The 21,109-nt window shown below is 45.6% G+C and carries 15 protein-coding genes; 7 read left to right on the forward strand and 8 right to left on the reverse strand.

Annotated elements, in window-relative coordinates; translation table 11 throughout:
• Window positions 1–354 precede the first annotated feature (354 nt).
• Window positions 355–1,374: a DUF2955 domain-containing protein gene (locus R8N49_RS13850; RefSeq protein WP_053306601.1), complete on the reverse strand. Its 1,020-nt coding sequence runs from the start codon at window positions 1,372–1,374 to the stop codon at window positions 355–357.
• A 9-nt stretch (window positions 1,375–1,383) separates the two neighbouring features.
• Window positions 1,384–2,448 carry an HlyD family secretion protein gene (locus R8N49_RS13855; protein ID WP_186584828.1) on the reverse strand — a complete coding sequence of 355 codons (1,065 nt, stop codon included), beginning with the start codon at window positions 2,446–2,448 and terminating at the stop codon, window positions 1,384–1,386.
• Window positions 2,449–2,547: 99 nt separating this feature from the next.
• Here R8N49_RS13855 and R8N49_RS13860 point away from each other — a divergent pair, with 99 nt between their 5' ends.
• Entirely contained in the window at window positions 2,548–3,408 is an 861-nt protein-coding gene (locus R8N49_RS13860) for a LysR family transcriptional regulator (RefSeq protein WP_017634710.1), read from the forward strand.
• A 150-nt stretch (window positions 3,409–3,558) separates the two neighbouring features.
• On the forward strand, window positions 3,559–4,101 hold the full coding sequence (locus R8N49_RS13865; RefSeq protein WP_005457944.1) for a hydrolase: 543 nt from the start codon (window positions 3,559–3,561) through the stop codon (window positions 4,099–4,101).
• 39 nt (window positions 4,102–4,140) lie between these two features.
• On the opposite strand, the gene R8N49_RS13870 is transcribed toward R8N49_RS13865, so the two are convergent.
• From R8N49_RS13870 to R8N49_RS13880, 3 genes are all read right to left on the reverse strand, one after another.
• Window positions 4,141–5,037, reverse strand: coding sequence for a 1-aminocyclopropane-1-carboxylate deaminase/D-cysteine desulfhydrase (locus R8N49_RS13870; protein WP_086046917.1), 897 nt, complete (start codon window positions 5,035–5,037; stop codon window positions 4,141–4,143).
• 107 nt (window positions 5,038–5,144) lie between these two features.
• Window positions 5,145–6,431 (reverse strand): sensor histidine kinase, encoded by a 1,287-nt coding sequence (locus R8N49_RS13875; RefSeq protein ID WP_186584830.1) that lies wholly within the window; start codon window positions 6,429–6,431, stop codon window positions 5,145–5,147.
• Complete coding sequence (locus R8N49_RS13880; RefSeq protein ID WP_020197905.1) at window positions 6,428–7,105, reverse strand: response regulator transcription factor; 678 nt, start codon at window positions 7,103–7,105, stop codon at window positions 6,428–6,430. The genes R8N49_RS13875 and R8N49_RS13880 overlap by 4 nt, the downstream gene beginning before the upstream one ends.
• Window positions 7,106–7,257: 152 nt before the next feature.
• On the opposite strand from R8N49_RS13880, the gene R8N49_RS13885 reads away from it, so the two are divergent.
• The 3 genes from R8N49_RS13885 to R8N49_RS13895 are packed head-to-tail and all read left to right on the forward strand — an operon-like array spanning window position 7,258 to window position 10,134.
• Window positions 7,258–8,298 (forward strand): glycosyltransferase family 2 protein, encoded by a 1,041-nt coding sequence (locus R8N49_RS13885; RefSeq protein WP_186584832.1) that lies wholly within the window; start codon window positions 7,258–7,260, stop codon window positions 8,296–8,298.
• A 2-nt stretch (window positions 8,299–8,300) separates the two neighbouring features.
• Entirely contained in the window at window positions 8,301–9,707 is a 1,407-nt protein-coding gene (locus R8N49_RS13890) for an ArnT family glycosyltransferase (RefSeq protein ID WP_186584834.1), read from the forward strand.
• 4 nt (window positions 9,708–9,711) lie between these two features.
• Entirely contained in the window at window positions 9,712–10,134 is a 423-nt protein-coding gene (locus R8N49_RS13895) for a GtrA family protein (RefSeq protein ID WP_186584836.1), read from the forward strand.
• 128 nt (window positions 10,135–10,262) lie between these two features.
• Here the strand turns inward: R8N49_RS13895 and R8N49_RS13900 are convergent, their stop codons facing one another.
• The 3 genes from R8N49_RS13900 to R8N49_RS13910 form a co-directional block, all read right to left on the reverse strand.
• Window positions 10,263–11,207: a hypothetical protein gene (locus R8N49_RS13900; protein WP_054574767.1), complete on the reverse strand. Its 945-nt coding sequence runs from the start codon at window positions 11,205–11,207 to the stop codon at window positions 10,263–10,265.
• 3 nt (window positions 11,208–11,210) lie between these two features.
• Window positions 11,211–14,708, reverse strand: a complete 3,498-nt coding sequence (locus tag R8N49_RS13905; protein ID WP_186584838.1) for a T6SS effector BTH_I2691 family protein — start codon at window positions 14,706–14,708, stop codon at window positions 11,211–11,213.
• A gap of 262 nt (window positions 14,709–14,970) precedes the next feature.
• Window positions 14,971–17,304, reverse strand: a complete 2,334-nt coding sequence (locus R8N49_RS13910) for a YgiQ family radical SAM protein (RefSeq protein ID WP_258489735.1) — start codon at window positions 17,302–17,304, stop codon at window positions 14,971–14,973.
• 425 nt (window positions 17,305–17,729) lie between these two features.
• Between R8N49_RS13910 and R8N49_RS13915 the strand changes: the two genes are divergently transcribed.
• Both R8N49_RS13915 and R8N49_RS13920 read left to right on the forward strand, forming a co-directional pair.
• Window positions 17,730–20,186 (forward strand): EAL domain-containing protein, encoded by a 2,457-nt coding sequence (locus R8N49_RS13915; RefSeq protein ID WP_151514980.1) that lies wholly within the window; start codon window positions 17,730–17,732, stop codon window positions 20,184–20,186.
• A gap of 86 nt (window positions 20,187–20,272) precedes the next feature.
• Window positions 20,273–20,983, forward strand: coding sequence for a hypothetical protein (locus tag R8N49_RS13920; protein WP_005389354.1), 711 nt, complete (start codon window positions 20,273–20,275; stop codon window positions 20,981–20,983).
• Window positions 20,984–21,109: the final 126 nt, after the last annotated feature.

Genomic DNA, 21,109 nt, shown 5'->3' on the forward strand with positions numbered 1-21,109 from the left:
AGCTCGCTAGGAAATGACGATAACTTTCGCACTTCAAAGCACTCGGTGGGTAGATCCTGAATCACGCTCGTCCCTCGCTGTTCAGGATGACGGATGTTGGAAGATACATTGCTCGCCACAACCCTAGGTATTGGATCTGCTCCAAGAGAGGGTCATTCCAGCGAGTCTAGACGAGACTAGGAATCTGATTACAGCTCGCTAGGAAATGACGATAACTTTCGCACTTCAAAGCACTCGGTGGGTAGATCCTGAATCACGCTCGTCCCTCGATGTTCAGGGTGACCGTTTTAAATAAAAATGCCGCTCACAGTAAAGTGAGCGGCATACATTTCCCGTTTCCAGCCTCGGTCAGGTTTAATTCAACTCCACGTTCTTCATCTCAGGATGCTTTAGCAACATCACACGAATCCAGTGATGCACTACCCACATCACCATCGCGGTGAGTAGAACCGCGACGAAAATCGAACTGAAACGGTACAAGATCGAAAAGAACGCGTCTTTTTGTTCTGGCACCAATGAGGTCGTCAGCGGAACCGATAGGGCAGACATGGCAGAAAACGCGATAGCAGCTTTAATTTGCCCCTTGGTGAGCCACAAGCAGAATGGCCCCATTGCAATGGTAAAGGCGAGCCAAAAGAGTAGCCCATGCCCATACCAACTGCCCAATATGAGCTGAACAGCCATTCCTGCGATGCAGCCTAGTGCGGTGCCGATGATGCGAATTTTTGCCATGGCGAGCGAGCCTGCTAAAGTCATTGGGGTTAGGATGATCAAAATGGAAGCTTGTGCGGATAGCGAGTCATATAAGTCCGCTACTTGGAATACGATAAATGCCGCCATCGCCACTACCCAACCCATGGCAACTTGGCTGATGTAGTCAATATCGCTTTTCACTGGAGTCGACATCTCAATGTGCTCGGCGGGGGATTTTGGCTCCGGGAACAACCAATACGCGAATGCGCAAACAAAAATATTGCTGAACGCCATCACCCACATGTTGACGTTGAACTCTTCAATATCCATGAAGTTATAGCTGGCAAAGTTCAACACAATTGAACCCACCAACAACCCCATGTAACCAAACAAATAGGTTTTCTGGTTCATCATTGCAATGCACTTGAACAGCATCATAATTCCGACGGCTACGGTCATTAATGTTGGATGAAACTGCAAGTATTCCAGCAAAAATGTGGCTTGTATGGTTGTCCACACCGCAGAGAAAAATACGGTCAATAGAGCCGAAAGATTAAAGTGGTCCATTCTGCCTAATATAAACAACGGCATCATGATGGCAAAAAATCCGTAAGACCAACCAAAGACCATGCTTAGCGCGAGCCCTAAAGAGCAGCCGAACCAAATTCGTAAGGTTTTCATTGTCGCCGCCTAGTAAATGAAGTGGAACCAGCTTGCGAGGTGAATCTGTGCTTGCGCCATCCACTGCCAGAAAATGCTGTTGTCTGGGTATAAAACAATGGTAGCGCGAGAGCCGACAAACAGTGCTGGTGGTAACTCTTCACTGCTGGTTAGGTTCACTCGTGTACGCTGTGCATCACGTACCCAGCGGTTGTTCACTTCTACTTTGGTTAGTGCGCCATTAGGCGTTTGTTGTGCGGCTGCTACACCGTAATCGCGGCTAGCTAAATCAAAGTCGTACACTGAACCTGGGTTGGCATCAAATGTGACCAAGGCGTGGAAAGTCTTGTCTACGTTCGCGACGGATTTTTCACGAAAATCAGCGGCTACCCAAAGTGATCCTGTTGGTACAAATGTCAGCAATGGCATGTTGGTGTTTGCCATCGTGCCAACTTCTAGTTGCAGGTTGGTCACGACACCATCACTGGGAGCGAGTACCGCGGTATTTGCCAAATCAAGTTGCGCCTTTTCGATGCCGTTTTTGGCAATTCGAACGGCGGTGCTTTGACCTTTTTGGTCGCCTAATTGCGCCTCAATGACTTTTAAGTTTTGTCGTTCCGCTTTAAGCGCTGCACGTGATACCTGATTTTGGGCAAAGGCATTATCGAGTGTCGATTGAGAGATGACTTTCTGCTTCGATAGTGTCAGTAAGCGGTTGTACTCGCGGTGTGCATTATCAAATGTCGCTCGTGCGCGGGCAATATTGGCAAGAGCGGCTTCGCGTTGAGAATACAGCGTTGCTTCTTTTTCATAGGCGGATTGCAGAGACAGCTCCGCCTGTTCAAGCGCTATCTTGTATTTACGATCATCAATCGTAAACAACACATCGCCTTTTTGAACGGACTGGTTATTCTCGATGAGAACGTCGGTCACTTTACCAGATACCTCGGGTGCGACTTGGACAACGTATCCTTGCACTCGTCCTTCGGTCGTTAAGGGGGCGTGGCGGTCAGCAATGATAATGTACAAAAATAGTACGATGAACAGGACAATCAAAGTTCGCATCCAGTGTTTGAATTTTTGGTCAGCCGTCATTACAAGCTCCGTTAAACATATTGGATAGCGGATTATAGAGAAGTCACTCACAATTCAGTAGAATGATAATACGAACATAAATGACCTAAAAATAGGACAATGAACGTTAATTTTGATGATATTTACCTATTCACTCAGACAGTGGTTCACGGCGGTATAAGTGCAGCGGCAGAGGCGAATCAACTACAACGCTCAAAAGTGAGTCGTCGTCTGCAAGAATTAGAGAAATCGCTCGGGGTACAGCTTTTGATTCGCACAACACGCAGCATTGAGTTGACGGAGCACGGGAAACGCTTGTTTGAGTTGGTGGGGCAGCCTATTGACCATATTCAGCAAGGTTTAAATGCCATGCACGAATATCAACAAGAGCTGACGGGCAAGGTGCGTTTAGCCATTCCTTCCGCATTGATGAGCTCTGCCGCGTTTAACGCGATCATCACCGAGTACACAACGCGGTATCCGGAGATTTCGGTCGAGATTGAAAACCATCAAGAGAGTGTCGATCTCAAGCGTCAATCGTTTGATTTACAGCTTCTTCCGAGCGTGGTCAAAGTCACCGATGACAGCTATGTGCAGTTCAGTCTTTTGCCTTATCGTAGTCACTTTGTTGCGTCAAAAGCCTATCTAGAATCGCATCCGCCAGTAAAAACGGTGGAAGATCTTAAGCAGCATCGCCTTTTAACTAATCGTTACAATGCCGATTTGCTCGATTCAGATCTGCATGTGGCGTTGCGTTCGGATGACCTCAACTTGCTGCGCTCGATGGCGATAGCAGGAAACGGCATCGCGTTTATTCCTCAAATTCATTCCAAGCCTGCACTGAGAGACGGTTTGTTGGTCGAGGTGCTGCCTCAATTCGCGCATCCGAAGCAGCATCTTACTCTGATTTATCCCTCGGCCTTATTTCTGCCCAATAAAGTCAAAGCCTTGATTGAACTAATTCGAGAGAAATTTAAATAGTCAGTTCAAACCACTCTTACCTAAGGGCAAATGTGTGAGCGAAGGTCATCTTTCTAGGTTTTATTGCTCTAACATGAAAGGGTTCTGATACATTAACTGTTGCTCAACTTGTTGAGTATGGTTTGTGGTCGCACAAGATAGGAGATGGAAATGTTATCGAAAGGAAACACGGGCCTGATTGTGGTGGATGTTCAGGGCAAACTCGCTACATTAATGCATGAAAGCGACGCACTGATTGAAAATATCACGAAACTGGTAAAGGGCGCCAAAGCACTAGATTTGCCTATTCTGTGGCTAGAACAGAATCCAGAAAGGTTGGGCCCAACCGCGGAGCCGATTCGTGAAGTGCTTGAAAGCACGCATTTACCTATTACCAAGTACACGTTTGATGGTTGCAAAGAGGCGACGTTTAAGGTCGCGGTGGAGAACGCGAAAGTTGATACCTGGTTGGTTTGCGGTATTGAATCCCACATTTGCGTCTATCAAACCGCGGTTTCTCTGCGCCAGTCCGGTTATCGCGTTGAATTAGTCACGGATTGTGTCTCTTCCCGAACCGCTGCCAATAAAGCGCTCGCTCTTGCGAAGTTAACCGCTAACGGTGTGGTGCTCACTGGGTTAGAAATGTGTTTGTATGAAATGGTCGAAGATTGCCGAGCACCTGAATTCAAAGAAATTCTGGCGCTCATCAAATAGTGGAATCACTGTAATCAGCAACAACTTTATTTGAACACGCTATTCAAATTCTCGTTGATATCTTGGCAACATCGACTCGTTGCCAAGTAACCCGCCTTGGTGAATATAAATCACCGTTTTATCTGTGTTCTCTTCCAACCAAGGGGTGAGGCATTGCCACATATACGGGTCGTATAACAGGTCAAATTCGAGGTCGGTTTGCTCAAAGAGTGCTTTCCATGTGATGTAATCTTCTTCGTACAAGCGACCAAAATGGTGTTTGTTGCGCACGGTTAAAATGGTTGGGTGGCTGTTTTCACCGAGCTGGTTGAACTGCTCAGTTAAGTAATCTGCATCGCCTACGCAAGGGCAAGTTAGCACTTCTATGCCGTGTGGGCTTAAATGTTTATGAAGATATAAAGCCGTCGTGCCAGTACCTGATGGCAGGGCGACCGTAAACTGCTCTTTACCTCTCAATCGCGTCCAATCAAGAATTTCTCGTGCTAACTGTTTGATGCCAGCTTCAGCGAGGTGGGAACGTCCACCCTCTGGAATCAGCAATGTCGACTCATCTACTCTTCGTACCTGGTGGATGTATTCACTAGGGTGAAGTTCGCTACCGATGTCTTGCATGGCGGTGATTTTCATACCCAAATCGAGAGCGCCGCGATAGTTTCCGATGGGGGAGCTTTTTAGCCAAGATGGAATGTGATGAACATAAAACTCAAATGCCCAACCTTTAATCTGGGCGAGAGCCGCTAGCGAGTACATGGCATTAGATTGAGCGGAGCCAAAGCTTATTAACGTGGTGATGTCGGGATTTTGCTCTTCCATTAACGTCATAAACTTACGTGCTTTGTTCCCAGAAAAGTGAGAATGCAGCATGTCATCACGCTTAAGAAAAAACGTATGACCGTTGAAGTTGTGTTGAGTTATCGGGCTTTCAGAGAGTTTCATGTGACTGCTGACGTGTCCAACCACGCGACCTTGCCGTTAAAAAGGGCGCGTAGTGTAACGCCATTAAACCCAGATAAAAAGTCTGTGTTTCAGTACAACCATTTCGGTTATTCCTGATGCTCTGACGCAAGATCAATTACTGCCTCACAACCACCTTCTGGATGTGTACCAATCTTAAATTGCCAGCCATAGCGTTGACACAAATCATCCACAATCATCAAACCTAATCCGTGCCCATCAGAATGTGGAATGGTTGAAAAGCCTTCACCTTCATCGCGCACCGAGATGGTGTTTTCATCCATGCTGATATGAATTGATCCCGATGGTGTCGCGGCGATGCCGTTGCGAATCAGGTTGCCAAGAATAATGGTCAACACGGCATTCGTCGCGCGCGTTCTTGGGTTGCCGTCTATCTGTACATTAAAGCTGAGTGCTTTCTCATCCGCCTGAGCTTGGCTTTGGAAGATGATTTGGTTGAGTTCTTCTTCGGTGATGCTGCGTACTGGTGAATCATCTGCATTACGCTCGTAACGCACTAAGCCGAGTAGGGCATCCACCATGGTCGACATCTGCTGCGTTGCATCCTGAATTCGGTTCACTTGGCGGTTTTGGAAATCCGTGTTCGCACTTCTCGCCAGTAAGCTGCTTGAGCCTTTCATCACGGTTAACGGTGTACGCAGTTCATGGCTTGCGTATCGTGCAAAGGCTTGCTCGCGCTTGATGACTTGGTTGATTTTGTGGCGGTACTCATTCAACTCATCCGCAAGGGTTTGGAACTCTTTGGCCGAGCCCTCAGGCACACTAAAGGTCTGCGTGGCATCGCCTTGGTGATGATCGAGTTGGGTTTTAAGCGCATTGACGGGTTCAATTAAGCGCTGCGATAAGCGCAGCAGCAGGCTACCAAACAGGAACACCAGCACGGCGACAATGGACAGCACCATAGCGACGACGAGAATGAATTCCTCTGAGGTGATCTCGATTTCATCAATCAAGGAAACCAGAATAACGGGATGTTCAACGCCTTTGTAGGTGTAAGTACTCATGTAAACCATGCGCGAGTATTCACCATCTTCTACTTCATCAAGAAAGTGCTTTTGACCTATTAGGTATTTTTGGTAGCGCTCGGCAACCAATGAGATGTCGTTGTATGCGGTGGTGAGCAGGTCAAGCTGAATACTGCCTTGCTCTGGGTGGGACTGGAAATGTTCAATCGCTTCTTTTTTGTCGACCATAATACGACGCTCGCCCACGCGGTCTTCAGACCAAAGCAGGGAGCCGGTAATCAACAAAAAACAGAAGATGCCAATCACGACCGACACAAAAGAGAAAAACAGAGCGAGCCGCCCTGTCATACTTTGTGTGCTTTGCGTGCTAGCAAGTAAGCGATTGATCATGCAACTGTCTCCAAGCGGAAGCCAACTTTCGGCACGGTGATCAGCACATGTTGTTCAAATGGCTTATCAAGTTGGTTGCGAAGTTGGTAAATGTGGCTTCGCAGAACGTCGTTGTTCGGCTCGTTCTCTTGCCATAGTTGGAAGGCGATTTCTTCACGTGTTACTACGTCTGGCGCGCTTTTCACAAGCATTTCCAGAATGGTGTAAGTGGTTGGGTTTAGCGCCAACAGTTTATCTTGGCGGTAAGCTTTACGCGTTTTTTGGTCGATAGAGACTTCGCCATATTCCAACTTGCTCGACGCGACAGTGCCGCGGTAACGGCGGATCAGTGCCATCATGCGCGCTTCAAGAATATCAAGATCGAAGGGTTTGGTCAGATAGTCATCCGCACCGTGTTGGAAGCCTTTGAGCATATCGTCACGGCTATCGAGTGCAGTCAGCATAAGCACTGGTGTGTTGTTGCCCGCATCGCGAAGTTTATTACACATGGTCAGGCCATCCATGCGTGGCAGCATGAGGTCGAGCAAGATGATGTCGAAGGTGTTTTCCATCGCCAGTTTCAGGCCGAGCTCGCCGTTGTCTGCATAATCGAGTTCCATACCTGCACACTCAAAATAATCGAACAGCATGCCTGCGATTTCTCGATTATCTTCGACTAAAAGTACGCGTTTCATGTATTTCTCTCCAAGTGGGCAGGTGCTCGAAAATAAGATTTCGTCTTAACCGAACATTATTCACTAAGGACGTGAAAAAGATGTCAATAACATCTCTTTCACGTTGATGTTTGTAGACTGGATTCATTCATCGGATTTAGTGGAAGAGTAGCATGTCAACCTTCAACATTCACGCTGCAACCTTTTCAAAGGTGAGCCAACACACTGAGCCTAAAACAGTTTTGTCTGTTGTGGTGCCATTCTTTAACGAGCAAGAAGTCTTACCTGAATTTCATCGTCGTTTAGCCGCCGTTTTGGATGAAATGCCAGAACGCTGTGAAATCGTTTATGTCGACGATGGCAGCAAAGATGACAGCCTAATGATCGCGCAAAACTTTTCTCAATCTTCTAGCGACGTTCGTTGTATTGCACTAAGCCGTAACTTTGGCAAAGAGTCCGCCATGAGTGCGGGTCTGGAACACTGCCAAGGTGAAGCGGTGATTGTGATTGATGCCGACTTGCAAGACCCACCGGAGTTGATCCCGCAAATGGTATCAAAATGGCGTGAAGGTTATGACGTGGTGAACATGCAGCGCAGTGAACGCCACGGTGAAACTTGGTTCAAACGCTTCTCGGCCGCTTGCTTTTACAAAGTGCTTAATAGCATGGCGAAATTGGATGTGCCGGAGAACGTGGGCGATTTCCGTCTACTGAGCGCAAAAGTGGTTAAACACATCAATGCGTTGCCAGAGCGTAACCGATACATGAAAGGCATCTTTTCTTGGCCGGGTTTCAAGCAAGTGACGGTTCAGTTTGAGCGTGACGCTCGTTTCTGTGGTGAAACCAAATGGAACTACCTCAAGCTGATTGGCCTTGCAATGGACGGCATCACCTCGTTTTCCATTCGTCCTTTGCGTTTAGCGACACTTGCTGGTGCATTGGTGGCGTTCAGTGCCTTTATCTATTGCGCATTCATAGTGATGAAAACTGTTGCGTTTGGTGAGCCTGTCACTGGCTACCCATCCATGATGGTCGTCCAACTTGCCTTGGGCGGTGTGCAACTGCTGTCGATTGGCCTTTTGGGCGAATACATTGGCCGCATTTTTGTCGAGACCAAGCAACGCCTTCTTTATCTTGTTCAGTCTGTTTACGAGCAGCCTGCAAAACATCAATCCATCCAAACCATGAAGTTTAAACTGGGAGAAACCGCGTAATCATGAGTATTAATAAAACCCATCTGTGGTTGTTGTTGGCGTTTGCTCTTTTACTCCGTCTTATTTCACTTGCCGCATACCCTTTGATGGACACCACAGAAGCCCGCTATGGCGAAATGGCGCGCTTAATGGTGGAAACAGGCAATTGGCTTACCCCACAGTTTGATTACGGCGTGCCTTTTTGGGGGAAACCACCCCTGTTCACGTGGATGAGTGCTTATGGCATTGAGTTGTTTGGATTGAATGAATTCGCAGTGCGCGCGCCTCATTGGTTGGCGGGTGTCGCGACTATTATTTTTGTTGCAGCCATGGCGCATCGCGCTGGCTTTAATGCAGTCATCGCAGCGTTGGTATTGGCGACGTGTGGCATCTTTTCAATTGCGGCGGGTGCAGTGATGACAGACATGGCACTGACATTGGCAATGACCATGGCGATGGTCGGCTTTTACTACTGCTGGCTTGGCAAAGACAAACACAGCCGATTGTGGGGTTATCTCGGTTTCTTTGGCTTGGCTTGCGGGCTGTTAGCAAAAGGTCCGGTGGCGATCGTGATCATGGGCATCGCAGTGTTTCCTTGGCTTGTGATTCAGCATGGTTTCTTCGGTGCCTTCAAAGCCTTGTGGCAGCGTTTTCCAATTGTGTTGGGGTTGGCGCTCATGCTGGCGATTGCTCTACCTTGGTACATCATGGCTGAAATGGCGACGCCTGGATTTATTGATTACTTTATTGTTGGCGAGCACTTTAAGCGTTTTGTTGTCAGCGGTTGGGAAGGAGACCTGTATGGCTCTGCTCATGATCAACCACGTGGGATGATCTGGGTATTCTGGCTGCAATCGGCTGCGCCTTGGTCAATTGTATTGCCTATCTTGGCGTGGAAACGTCGTAAAGTACTCAAAGCCATTGAAACTGATCATCAAGGCCTATTTAGCTTCCTGATGTGTTGGCTGATTTCACCAATGATCTTGTTCACCATGGCTGGGAATATTTTGCCTGCTTACGTGCTACCGGGTGTGCCTGCATTGGGTATCTTGATTGCGATGCTGGTGGATAAACACGATTTCAAATGGCTGACCGGAACGGCAGCGGTGTTGCCAGCGCTGCTTATGATTGCGATGTTGGTTTTGAATATGGGCAAAGCAGATAGCCGCAGCGACCGCATCATCTTCGCGCAAATTAATGACAACGCTCCAGTCTTCTACATTGGTAAGCGCCCGTTCTCAGGCCAGTTCTATAGTCATGGTCAGGCGAAAAAGCTTGAAGATAAGAATGACTTAAACAATCTGAAGAAATTCCACCTGATTGGTAAATCGCAGCAAGTGGATAGCATGATTCATGAAAATGCGTTGAGTTGTACCAACGAGTTCACAGCAAAATCGAAACGCTCACTCTACACCTGTGTGGTTGGGTAACGGAATGCGCAAATTACCAAGATTTGCTTCTTTAGAAAGGTTTGCTTCGTTAACAAGGTTTGCTCTGGTAGGTGGTGTCGGCTTTATGGTCGACACTCTTATCTTTTCTGTGTTGTTCCATTGGTTTGGTCTGGAGTTGATGCTGGCTCGTGGGATAGCATTTTTGTTTGCAGCAACCACGACTTGGCTTGGCAATCGCTGGCTGACTTTCTCTCAAGCAGAAAAAACCAACCCTTTCGCTCAATGGCAAAAATTTATGGCGAGTGCCTGTATCAGTGCTTTGCCGAATTTTATTGTGTTCAAAGGCGTAACGCTCGCGCTTGGAACGCAAGGAGTGATGGTCTATTTGGCTTTGATCTTAGGCATATTGGCAGGCATGGTGAGTAACTATTTACTCAGTGCAAAATGGGTGTTTAGTAGAGGATAGAAAGGTTCGGGCTTACTATCCTATCCTCGAGTTAAAAAATTCGTTATTTGAACCAATTTTTCTTTTTGTACATCAGAGTAAACCTAAAGCTTTTCATGGGGGATGTAAAAAGGTAAATAAGCCAAGGTTTATACCTTGGCTGCCGTTAGTTCAGATTTTGATTGTTCGATTTCAGACTCGGTTTGCCACTTACCGTTGTAAAGGTATTCACGCTCAGGAAGCGGGGCATTTGACGCTCTTAAATCAAATACCTCATCGGCTTTATATTCTCTATTACAAACAGGAATGTTAAACAGTCTAGCTTCTGGCTTCGATTCAAACAGCTTTTTGTGGTCATCTACCTCTGTACAATCCAGCTTATATTCCGTCGCTAACTGATTTACCATCGATTCTAAGTCCGTTTCAGTTTTGAAAAATACGTAGCAATCAGATCTACTATGTGAACGGACAATAGTGTTGTGTTCCATATCGATATATTCACACTTATCCTGCTTAAAGTAGAACTGGATCACTTTGCGCTTTTTGTTGTAGTCGGCAAACAACCAATCTTCACGCTCTCCAATTCTCACTTCTGTTGGTTCATCGGGCTTGCGTTTTAACATACCAAATGAGAATAAAATAAGAGCGCCCGCTCCAGCTAACGCCATCGGGCCAACTACCGCTACCATCAAAACGCAAACTACCGCACCGATCCAGCCAACGGCTTGTGTGGCGGTATTCGCCCACTTAGGCATGTTGCGACGCTTCTTCATCACAAAGCCTTTGTCAGAAAAGATATAGTCATAGCGATAGTCGAGGCCAATCGTAAGATAAAAGATCCCGGCCATCATTACTGACAAGATAAGGCCAAAAAAGGTCACGACAAGCGTATCACTTGAGTGTGTCAAAAATACAATTACAAATAAGAAGCTCATAAATGGCAAAGCCGTTAACTTGTAATGGTAGCGAAATGGCTCTTCTACATCATACTTATGCCATGTTGTTAAATTGTCCCCTTTGAGAATCTCTTGCTCTTGTGCTTCTTGATAAACCGCCAATTCTTCTGGGGTGATATAAAACGGTGAATATGCCAAGGGTTACTCCTGAAAACCTAGTGTGCCAACAGCGGGGGTGAGTGTTTTTTTAATTATGTCTTGTTTGATATTGTCTGAAATAATGCCATAAGTTGCACTCTGTTTTATGCCGTTTTGGAACCAATACTCACGCTTAGCAGGGGCATCATCTTCCACATCGTAAGCTACTTGCATTGCAAGGTAATGATCTGCTTCTTCAATTGGCAAGGTTACTTTGTACACCAGTGATTCTTTGCTCGCTTGATCTTGAGTTTGTAGCGTGACTAAATCTGCGTTTTGATGCCACGAGCCTGACATCAAATCATCTTCTGTTGCCTTGCTGTTAGTTCTCAACGTAATACCATTCGTTGCAGCACGCCTTGGCAGTTGAATATGCACTTCCAAACCGATTAACTCACGATGTGTGTAACCTGGGTAAGCTTGTACTTTTTCAATAGGTTGATGGTATACCGTAGGCTGTTGAATAATAGATTGTAAGTCAAACAGCGCTTGCTGAACCAATGCTGAATTATGCTTCTCTCTTTCGGGTAAGCTCGAAGATTGGCTCCACTGAGTGCGAGTCGGGTGATAACCCCAAGGCAGTTTATCTAACCATTTTTGGAAATCATCTTGTTTCAGTTTATTCAACTTATAATTGATGGCTAGGTATGCAATCGTGAGAATAACCAGGCCGGCCGTTATAGGCCCGCCAAAGGATAAGTTTAATGCAAATTGTCCAGTTAACCCTCCGTATACTTGGAATATACCGACAGCTGACATTGCTGTTAATACTAGGGAATTTGCTACATGCAGATATTTTTCTTGACCATAAACTTTGTCAGCACTCTGCCAAGAACGGTAAGCCTCAATACCCGAAGCTAACGCACCTAAAGCCCCTGTGATTGCTAGCCATTTATTGAATACCTTTAGGTCATCAAGGTTTAAGTTTTTAAAGGTATCTTCGTTTCTATTCACTAACTTTTTTAAGACATTATATGAATGTGACCTTAACCTAGGTTCACCCTTCACTTTCTCCCATAACTTACCTGTACGAACACCTGTCCAAGCGTTGACTGTGTAAAATAACTTTTGCTGGATATCCAAAAATTCATCTGAGGACATTAACCCCGTGTCTTGAATACTGCTCATGGCATCACCAAGCGCGATGCAGTTAAATATTAATGCCAGAAAGCCTAGACCACCGGCATTCTCGAACAGTTTATTCAAATCATTGAGCTTATTCATCACGATCCGCGTTCTAAGCTCGATGGTTCTTTGAGGTAGATCATCAGGTAACTCAATGTACTGCGGGTACTCCAATGTAGCTACAGCGAGAGCCTTCTTAATAGTCTTTTTATTTTTTAAAGCTGTTGTGTATTTAGAGTCAGCTTTGCGGTTATTTTTCTGGAAGTCAGCAATGATTGCATCGTTTTTTTCGAGCTTAATCAGATAATCATTTACGCGTGTTTTCCATTTTTTAAAATCGTGAGCGTAACCTTCTTTTATTGTTACGGGCATATTGTGTGCCATATGTTCTGCAATAACGGCAAATAAATAATAGCTATGACGGTTCAGAGGTTTAGCGAAAACAGGCATCAGCGAAATTGATACTTGTGAGGTCATGCTAACACCAAACTCTACAACGCCTTTTGCAAGCGCACCTATTGCAGATTTAAAAATAATATCCAGCTCTTGGAAACCTTTGGCGATATCTTTGAGAAAGGCTGTTTCCGCAGTGTTTGGGTTGGAAACAAAGTCCATGATCTTAGAGTACATATTCACGCGGTTGCTTGTATCAGATATCTGGTCCATCAACTGATTATCAGGTTCAGGATTGTCTGAGACGATCGACTGTTCATCAAGCGCCTCTGTAATATTCTTCTCCATCACTTTAAATAAACTACGACTAAACCCTGAGGCATAGAGAGCAAGTAAACTGGTTGGTTTTTCCCATTGGCTTTCAGCCCACTGTCGGTCTTCTTCTTGCATCACCAGAGTAAATGACTCAACGGCTTGCTTGTGCAGTTGATACAAGCTGTACTGCGTGTCTTCGCTGTATAGGTCGAAGGTTCTCTCAAGATGATGAGGTGTCAAAGATTCCATTACAGCAATAAAGTCGCGTTTGACCGAAACCACTTGGGCTATCATGGTTTCTTTTTGTTCTGACAGCTCTTGCATCTCGCTCAGCATTTGCTTCCAGTTGAGCTGCTGACGCCAGCGTTCAGTCGCTATCCATTGTTCGTATTTACCAAAACGGCTCGCAGAAATTCGATATTTGTCCTGTATCGCTTTAGCAATGTCACTTTGGGTATGTTGGTGTGATTCAATCGCTCCAGCGGAAAATTTAGCAGGATAGCCGGACTGAACTGAGCTTTTGTTCTGCTCTGCCAAATCAAGTTGGTGAGAGGAGTCATAATAGTCAGCCATGTCGGTATAAAACGACAGCTCTTCGCCGTTACGCTTAACGCTAGCTGGCATGTCTACCTCGTCACTTGCACCAAACATACACAGTTGCATGGCGGTCTGCATCAAGTTCCACTGGTTTGAAAACTGGTCAGTGAAAAGGCGGTAAGGGCTTGCGGCACCAACAAAATGCAGTGACATATCTTGAATGTCTGCGGCGTAATCTTTTATCGCGGCGAAGTAGCCTGATTCTTCTTCTGGAATCGCAGAGGTTAAATCGCTTTCGACTGCGACAGGTTTAAAGACAGAACCATCTTCATCTGCTTTGGTGGCGATGCCAGAATCCGCAAAGCGACCATCATCGACGGCAGAAGATTCAATATCAGCGACTTGGGTTAACTTATCTATTGGTGCAATGTTGTGCTGATTCTCGTTTGAGGACAGAACAATGGTTTGCATGCGATCGATATGATTACTCGGATTGTTAAGTACGCGCATGAACGTGTGCCATGTCCAGCGGTGCTCAGAGAAGCAAATCGATAGTACGCTTCCGTTGACGTAAGTAAGGAAGGCCTTTGCATCTTGTGGTGTCCCTCGCTGCTCTGATTTTGGGCTTTCTGATTCTCCCAACTTATAGAGCGTGAATTGCGTTCCTTTGATTTCGTATTCGTCTAAGCTTTTGTTGATTGCATCATAGACATACAGCCAACCGTCGCGCAGTTGACGCAGGGTGTAACCAACGGTATTGAGTTTGGCTGGGCCTTGGCCTTTCCATTCTTCAGGCAAACCAAAAGGTTGTGTCTCTTCTGTTTCTAGCTGATCGATGGCATAGCGGACTGGGATAAAGTGCGCAGGTGATGCTTCCGTTGCTTCCTTCTCAGTTTTTAAATTGAGAGGCTCTGGTTCAGACGGCGGTGGCGGATCGATTTTTTTTGTTTCTCCCTCCCAAAACATACTGCGCTCTGGGGGTGAGCCAGCAAGATCATCGGATTCCGTGGTTGGAACGATATTCAGCGATTTCAGTGTACCATCGCTTTCAAATGCCTGAACGGCCTCCTCATAGGTATAGCTGTTGTCATACCAGAACATAGAAGTTTTTGGGGGAAGTGGATTATTCATCGTTAGCCCATGTTTAAGAGTTTTATTCTATTACGCAAATATCGCACCAAAATAAAGCAATTAAAAATCAATGAGTTAGATTTTTATGGTTTTGCGTCAATCAAATAATTGTTTGTTTTTCCAATAAGTTGGTTGGTGTTTACCATTTTTTGTATTGATTGAATCAAAGTTTGAGTTGTGAGTGATGCCTCAATGAGCCGACAAAACAAAAGGGCTCCAGAGTTAACTCTGGAGCCCTTTCTAGTATTTAAGCTCTAAATAATTAGCGACGCTTTGGTTTACGTTGACCAGCTGGTTTGCCTTGTCCTTGCGGGCGACCTTGGCCTTGCGGCTTGCTACCTGCCGGGCGGTTTGCACCGTTGCCGCTAGGACGTTGGCCGTTGCTTGCAGGGCGTTGACCACCTGTAGCTTTGCCAGAACCGTTACGGTTACCAGATGGCTTACCATCTTTTGAACCGCTTTCAGAGCGTTTGTTCAAATGACCACCGAAGCCTGGTTGATTTTTGGTATGTTTGGTTGCAAAGCGGTTTGCCCCGTGACGACCAGATTTACGACGTTGCGCAGGTGTTTGTGCTTCAATGTCTTCTGCAGGAACGAGACAGCCTTGTTTGTCACCAATCAAATGTTTTTTACCCATACTGACTAGGGCTTCACGGATCATTGGCCAGTTTGCTGGATCGTGGTAACGCAACAGCGCTTTATGTAGGCGACGTTGACGTTCACCTTTTGCTACAGGTACATCTTCACGTTTTTTGTACTTCACGCGTTTCAGAGGGTTTGTCTCTGAGTAGTACATCGACGTTGCGTTACACATTGGCGAAGGGTAGAAGTTTTGTACTTGGTCACATTCGAAGTTGTTCTTTTTCAGCCACAGAGCAAGGTTCAGCATGTCTTCGTCTTCTGTGCCTGGGTGCGCAGAGATAAAATAAGGGATTAAGTACTGCTTCTTGCCTGCTTCTGCACTGTATTTCTCGAACATCTCTTTAAAGCGATCGTACGTACCCATGCCTGGCTTCATCATTAGATCAAGAGGACCTTTCTCTGTATGTTCCGGTGCAATCTTCAAGTAACCGCCTACGTGGTGAGTCACGAGCTCTTTCACGTATTCTGGTGATTCAATCGCAAGGTCGTAACGTACGCCAGATGCAACCATCACTTTCTTCACGCCTTCAACTTTACGCGCTTCGCGGTATAAATCGATCGTGTGTTTGTGGTCTGTGTTTAGCTTGTTACAGATGCCCGGGAATACACAAGAAGGACGACGACAGTTCGCTTCCGCTTTTGGATCTTTACAGCCCAGGCGGTACATGTTTGCAGTCGGGCCACCAAGATCGGAAATTGTGCCGGTAAAGCCCGGAACTTTGTCGCGAATTTCTTCAATCTCGTTGATGATAGACTCTTTCGAACGGTTTTGAATGATTCGACCTTCATGCTCGGTAATCGAACAGAAAGAACAGCCACCAAAGCAACCACGCATGATGTTCACAGACGTCTTGATCATGTCGTACGCAGGAATTTTTGCTTTCCCGTACATAGGGTGAGGGACACGCGCGTAAGGCAGGCCAAACACAAAGTCCATCTCTTCGGTCGTCAATGGAATTGGAGCTTGGTTTACCCAAAGTTCACGATCACCATGGCTTTGAAGTAACGCTCGACCAGAGTACGGGTTCGTTTCTAGATGCAATACACGGCTTGCATGCGCATAAAGAATGCGATCGTTTCTTAGCTTTTCAAACGAAGGTAAACGGACCGCAGTCGTCGCAGCATCGTGGCGTGATGGGCGAATCGTGATTGGTTGTGCAACTGGCTCGTCTTTTTTAGTTTCACACTGAGTTTCTACTTCGTATGGGTTCTTTGGTACGAACGCTTCTTTACGAGGTTTTTCAATGCGAGAAGAATCAATAACCGTGTAGCCTTCTGGCGCCGCTGGCAAGTTCACGGCAGTACCACGAATATTGGTCATGGTGCTGATGTCTTCGCCGTTTGCGATGCGATGTGCTACTTCGACAAGTGCGCGCTCTGCGTTACCAAAAAGTAGGATGTCTGCTTTTGCATCAAACAGTACAGAACGGCGAACTTTATCTGACCAGTAATCGTAGTGCGCCACACGGCGTAGGCTAGCTTCGATACCACCTAAAACAATAGGTACTTCTTTGTATGCCTCACGACAACGCTGAGAGTAAACCAAAGTCGCGCGGTCTGGGCGTTTACCACCTTCGTTATTCGGTGTGTACGCGTCATCGTGACGAAGCTTTTTATCCGCGGTGTAACGGTTGATCATGGAGTCCATGTTACCCGCAGTGATCCCGAAGAACAGATTTGGCTTACCAAGTTGCATGAACTCAGCTTTATTTTGCCATTCTGGTTGAGCAATGATACCGACACGGAAACCTTGTGCTTCTAGCAGGCGGCCAATGATAGCCATACCAAAGCTTGGGTGATCCACATAAGCGTCACCGGTTACAATGATAATGTCACAGCTATCCCATCCTAGGGCATCCATTTCTTTGCGACTGGTCGGCAAGAAAGGTGCCGTACCAAAACACTCTGCCCAGTATTTTTTGTACTCATGAATAGGAGTGATGTTATTGGTCATATTTTGCTCTCTGTTCCAGGGAGCGCGAATTATAGCGATTTGATTATCAGGTATCTATAACAAACTCATCTATTCCAGCTTAGTTCATCGAGTTTTATTTGGTTTGTAAAAATATCAATGCTCTATCGGCGATTTTCTGTCTAATTTCACCTTGAAAGCCTCATGGTTATAGATCGGTTCATGAAAAATGTCGCAATCTTAATACAAAGTATAAGCAATGGTGTGCTTATATGGGGTAAAGCCTATAATCAAATTAGTGCATATTAAATGCAAAAGGCTGAGCTGCTCTGGAAATAGTTCTAAGTCGATAGGCTTATCGTTGACACAATCCATCTATAAAGAGGATCGGCAGGTCCCAACTGGAATGTCGCGAATTGACTGTGAATTTTGAGCCTTGGGCTAATTACAAAAAAAGGGGCTAGGGTATGAGTGAATCTACGACAACAGTGCATCCAAAAATGCAAACGACTTCCAGTCTAACTCCTGTTATAGAGTGGTCTTACGATATTGATACTCGCGAGTTCGAATGTGATCAGCAAGGAATGGCAAAGGCATTTGGGATAAGTACGCCAGTAACCAGCCTAAATAACTTGTTTGATCATATGCTGATGGGGCAACAAGAAACGCTAAAACAACGAATTCTAGAAGTGGAACTCTTTGGCGGACGGGGGCGGTTTTCTTGTTGCATGATGCTAAAAAACGTTAACTTAGTGCACGTTACTATTAGTTTTGAAAGGCTCAATAAGCGCATTATCCAAGGCACTATCATTCCACAATTAACAATCACTGGTTGCGAGGAGTTAGCGAAAATCCTCGAAACGATTTTTGATTTGCCAAATGTAGGCGTTTTAGTTGCCGATGAAGATACGCGCATCTTAGGTTGTAACCGTGCCTTTGAGTTACAAATGGGCTATCAAAACCGAGATCTGGTTGGGCTTAAAACTCATATATTCAGTACCTCTCACCATAGCCAAGCGTTTTATGATCAGCTGTGGCAGCAAATTAATGATGAAGGATGTTGGTGTGGTAACTTGCTGAGCAAAACAGCAAACGGTAGCAACCAAGCTCATCATCTTTGTATTTACCGACTTACTTTTCACTCTGGACGAATTCTTTATCTCGGATTTTCTACGGATATTTCTGCTTCGTTGTTGTGGATGAAAAATCGTTGTGAACAACAGCATGATTGGGCTGCCTTTTTACCGACGAGGAAAGAATTTGAACTCCAATTAGCTACCTTAGCGAATGAAAGCAGAAATAAAGAACTCAACATTGTTATGACACTCAGACCCAAGTTTTCGGAGAGATACTTGCTTGAACAGCAATTAGGTTTTGCAGATTTTATTATGCGAAGTCGCTACACCAGTATTGCGGGGCAGTTATCTCGGGATGTGTTTGTCGTATGCTTGCAGACCCCTCATTGTCAATGGTTGAGCCCGGTTCGTTTGATCCAAATTGCCATGAAAGGGTTCTTTAATGAGCTTAGAAATGAAATGGGCACAAAAATGCATGCCACTATCGTTAAAGGCCAAACTGGTGTGTCAATCCTTGGCTATGATACGAACCGACCAAGACAAGCGCTAGCACATGCAGCGCAAGCAATGTTGTCCTCTATTTCCGGTGAAGGTAGCTATTTCAACTTTTACGACAGTGAACTTCACTCTGAATTAGTGAAGCGCCAACATCTCGAGGCGTTTTTGGAGGCGCAAATAGAGAGTGGGCTAGTGGACGTTTACTTTCAACCGATTATCGACGTTCAAACCGGAAGCGTGGTTAAGTTCGAGGCTCTCGCACGCTTCTATGATGAAAATGATGCGTATTGTACGCAGAAGATGATCGCTATTATTGAAGATCTAGAACTCATAGCGGCACTTGATGATGTGGTCTGCCAAGCTGCGTTGAAGCACTTTCCGCGCTTACAAGAAATTTATGGCGAGGAAGTGGGCGTGACCATCAATCGCTCCCTCAATACGAAATTGGATTCTCTTCAGATCCTTCAGCGGTCGCATGATTTGATTAAAGCCAGTGGTGTAGACCCTAAGCGAGTAACTATCGAGCTAACAGAAACCGCGTATTTTGAACAAGATGAGGAGCATACTCGAGCTCTAGAGGAAGTGCGGAAAGAGGGCATTGAGATCGCGATTGATGACTTCGGTACTGGGTATTCTTCTTTTTCTTATCTAGAAAAAGGGCAGTTTGATTTACTGAAAATAGACCGAAAATTCATCAAGAACATTCATAAAGGGAGCACCAGCTATAACATTGTGAAAATGGTCACCGAGCTTGCACAGCAAATGAATGTAAAAGTGGTTGCTGAAGGCGTGGAATCTAAGCAAGAACTTCAAGTATTGGCAGAAATCGGTGTCGATTACATGCAGGGCTTTCTATTTTCTGCTGCCGTGCCTGTCGATTTGATGGATAAAGCGGACAGTTATGAGCATCTGTTCTCTGACATCGCGATTGAGTCTAAGCAAAGTGATGTGCTGCAATCTTTGAGCCATGAACAAGTCAGGTCTATGGACCCTGGAGAACCGCTCTCCTTGGCAGTGGAGTACATGAATTTGAATCCAAGCTTGCCTTTAGTTGTTCTCAATGAAAATCGTTGTGTTGGGTTAATTACGAAAGAGACGGTGAATTTACACCTAACGCCCTCGATGGGCACAGAGCGAGAAACTGAACGAGAAAGCAGAATTTGGAAACGTCCTGTTAATCAGATAATGAGCACCGAATTTGTGTTGGTTGATGAGGATTTACCTGTCTCTGTTATTCGAGAGTTGGTTAAAACCGGCATTCGTTTCCCTTGGGTATTGTGTAATACCAAAGAAGAGTACCGTGGAGTTTTAACGCAGGAAGACGCGTTGAAGTATCTTGCTTCTCTGTGAATAAAATTGTCTTACCGTTTTAGCTCATTTGGGGGCCGACTTTCGGTGGTTTGGCGATAGTTGATTTGATATTATCGCCCCCCAAAATGACTTTTGAGCGTGCATTCAACATGATTCAACAATTGCTGGTTACTTTCCCTCCGATGCTATTTGGCGCACAAGCGCTACTGACTTTGCTTCTAATCAAGGGCGATATTTGTCCTGGTCAGCGAGGACGTCTTCATAAAATGTTGCCTGCAGTAGCTGTATTGTGGCTCGCTGTTGCGTCACTTCGCATTGAAGCATTTATGATCGTGTTTGCTATTTTCTACTTCTATTCTCAGGTTCAAACCAAGAAAACGCGTGAAAAAGGGCCACTATGGGCGATGCATTTAGCGAATGGTTTGGCCTTTGCGTATGTGAGTATTCAAGTATTTGAGCAATCAAGCTGGCCAGCATCGATAGCGATGGCGCTAATGATATTTTTCCTTGGGGCGTCATTTTCTCAATTGCTGCTTACGATAGCTCGCAGCAGATTACAGGCATTTCACCGTATTTTACCAGTTACGGGCATTGTGTCTGGAATGCTATTAGTCATCGCAACGTTGTTTGCTTCTTATCAGTTAAATGAAGCCACACTAAACGCTGCGACACAGCCGATCTTGCTGTCTTTAGCTATGCTAATTTCTTCAATTATTGTGTGGTGTTGGCATATTTTTACGCATAAGAAACCAGAAAAGGTGCAACTGAGCGTTGCCTTGTTGCTAGCACTCGCGTCGATGACGAGCCTGCAAGGTTTATTCTCTCTCGCGGCTTAACCTCTATTCTAAAGACAAAGCTAGACAGCTTATATCCAAGTGCTTTCTTGGTGCTTGGGTATAAGGTGATCACGTTTTAGATCGCACTCACTTTAAATTCGCGTGATTACTACTACGCTTGTTTAT

The sequence above is a fragment of the Vibrio sp. 1978 genome (assembly GCF_033344345.1).

Excerpts from the sequence above, each read along its gene's own strand:
- R8N49_RS13875 (WP_186584830.1), bottom strand. The coding sequence starts at position 6,431 with ATGATCAATCGCTTACTTGCTAGCACGCAAAGCACACAAAGTATGACA.
- R8N49_RS13890 (WP_186584834.1), top strand. The coding sequence starts at position 8,301 with ATGAGTATTAATAAAACCCATCTGTGGTTGTTGTTGGCGTTTGCTCTT.
- R8N49_RS13855 (WP_186584828.1), bottom strand. The coding sequence starts at position 2,448 with ATGACGGCTGACCAAAAATTCAAACACTGGATGCGAACTTTGATTGTC.
- R8N49_RS13910 (WP_258489735.1), bottom strand. The coding sequence starts at position 17,304 with ATGACCAATAACATCACTCCTATTCATGAGTACAAAAAATACTGGGCA.
- R8N49_RS13920 (WP_005389354.1), top strand. The coding sequence starts at position 20,273 with ATGACTTTTGAGCGTGCATTCAACATGATTCAACAATTGCTGGTTACT.
- R8N49_RS13870 (WP_086046917.1), bottom strand. The coding sequence starts at position 5,037 with ATGAAACTCTCTGAAAGCCCGATAACTCAACACAACTTCAACGGTCAT.
- R8N49_RS13860 (WP_017634710.1), top strand. The coding sequence starts at position 2,548 with ATGAACGTTAATTTTGATGATATTTACCTATTCACTCAGACAGTGGTT.
- R8N49_RS13895 (WP_186584836.1), top strand. The coding sequence starts at position 9,712 with ATGCGCAAATTACCAAGATTTGCTTCTTTAGAAAGGTTTGCTTCGTTA.
- R8N49_RS13880 (WP_020197905.1), bottom strand. The coding sequence starts at position 7,105 with ATGAAACGCGTACTTTTAGTCGAAGATAATCGAGAAATCGCAGGCATG.
- R8N49_RS13905 (WP_186584838.1), bottom strand. The coding sequence starts at position 14,708 with ATGAATAATCCACTTCCCCCAAAAACTTCTATGTTCTGGTATGACAAC.
- R8N49_RS13885 (WP_186584832.1), top strand. The coding sequence starts at position 7,258 with ATGTCAACCTTCAACATTCACGCTGCAACCTTTTCAAAGGTGAGCCAA.
- R8N49_RS13850 (WP_053306601.1), bottom strand. The coding sequence starts at position 1,374 with ATGAAAACCTTACGAATTTGGTTCGGCTGCTCTTTAGGGCTCGCGCTA.
- R8N49_RS13915 (WP_151514980.1), top strand. The coding sequence starts at position 17,730 with ATGAGTGAATCTACGACAACAGTGCATCCAAAAATGCAAACGACTTCC.
- R8N49_RS13865 (WP_005457944.1), top strand. The coding sequence starts at position 3,559 with ATGTTATCGAAAGGAAACACGGGCCTGATTGTGGTGGATGTTCAGGGC.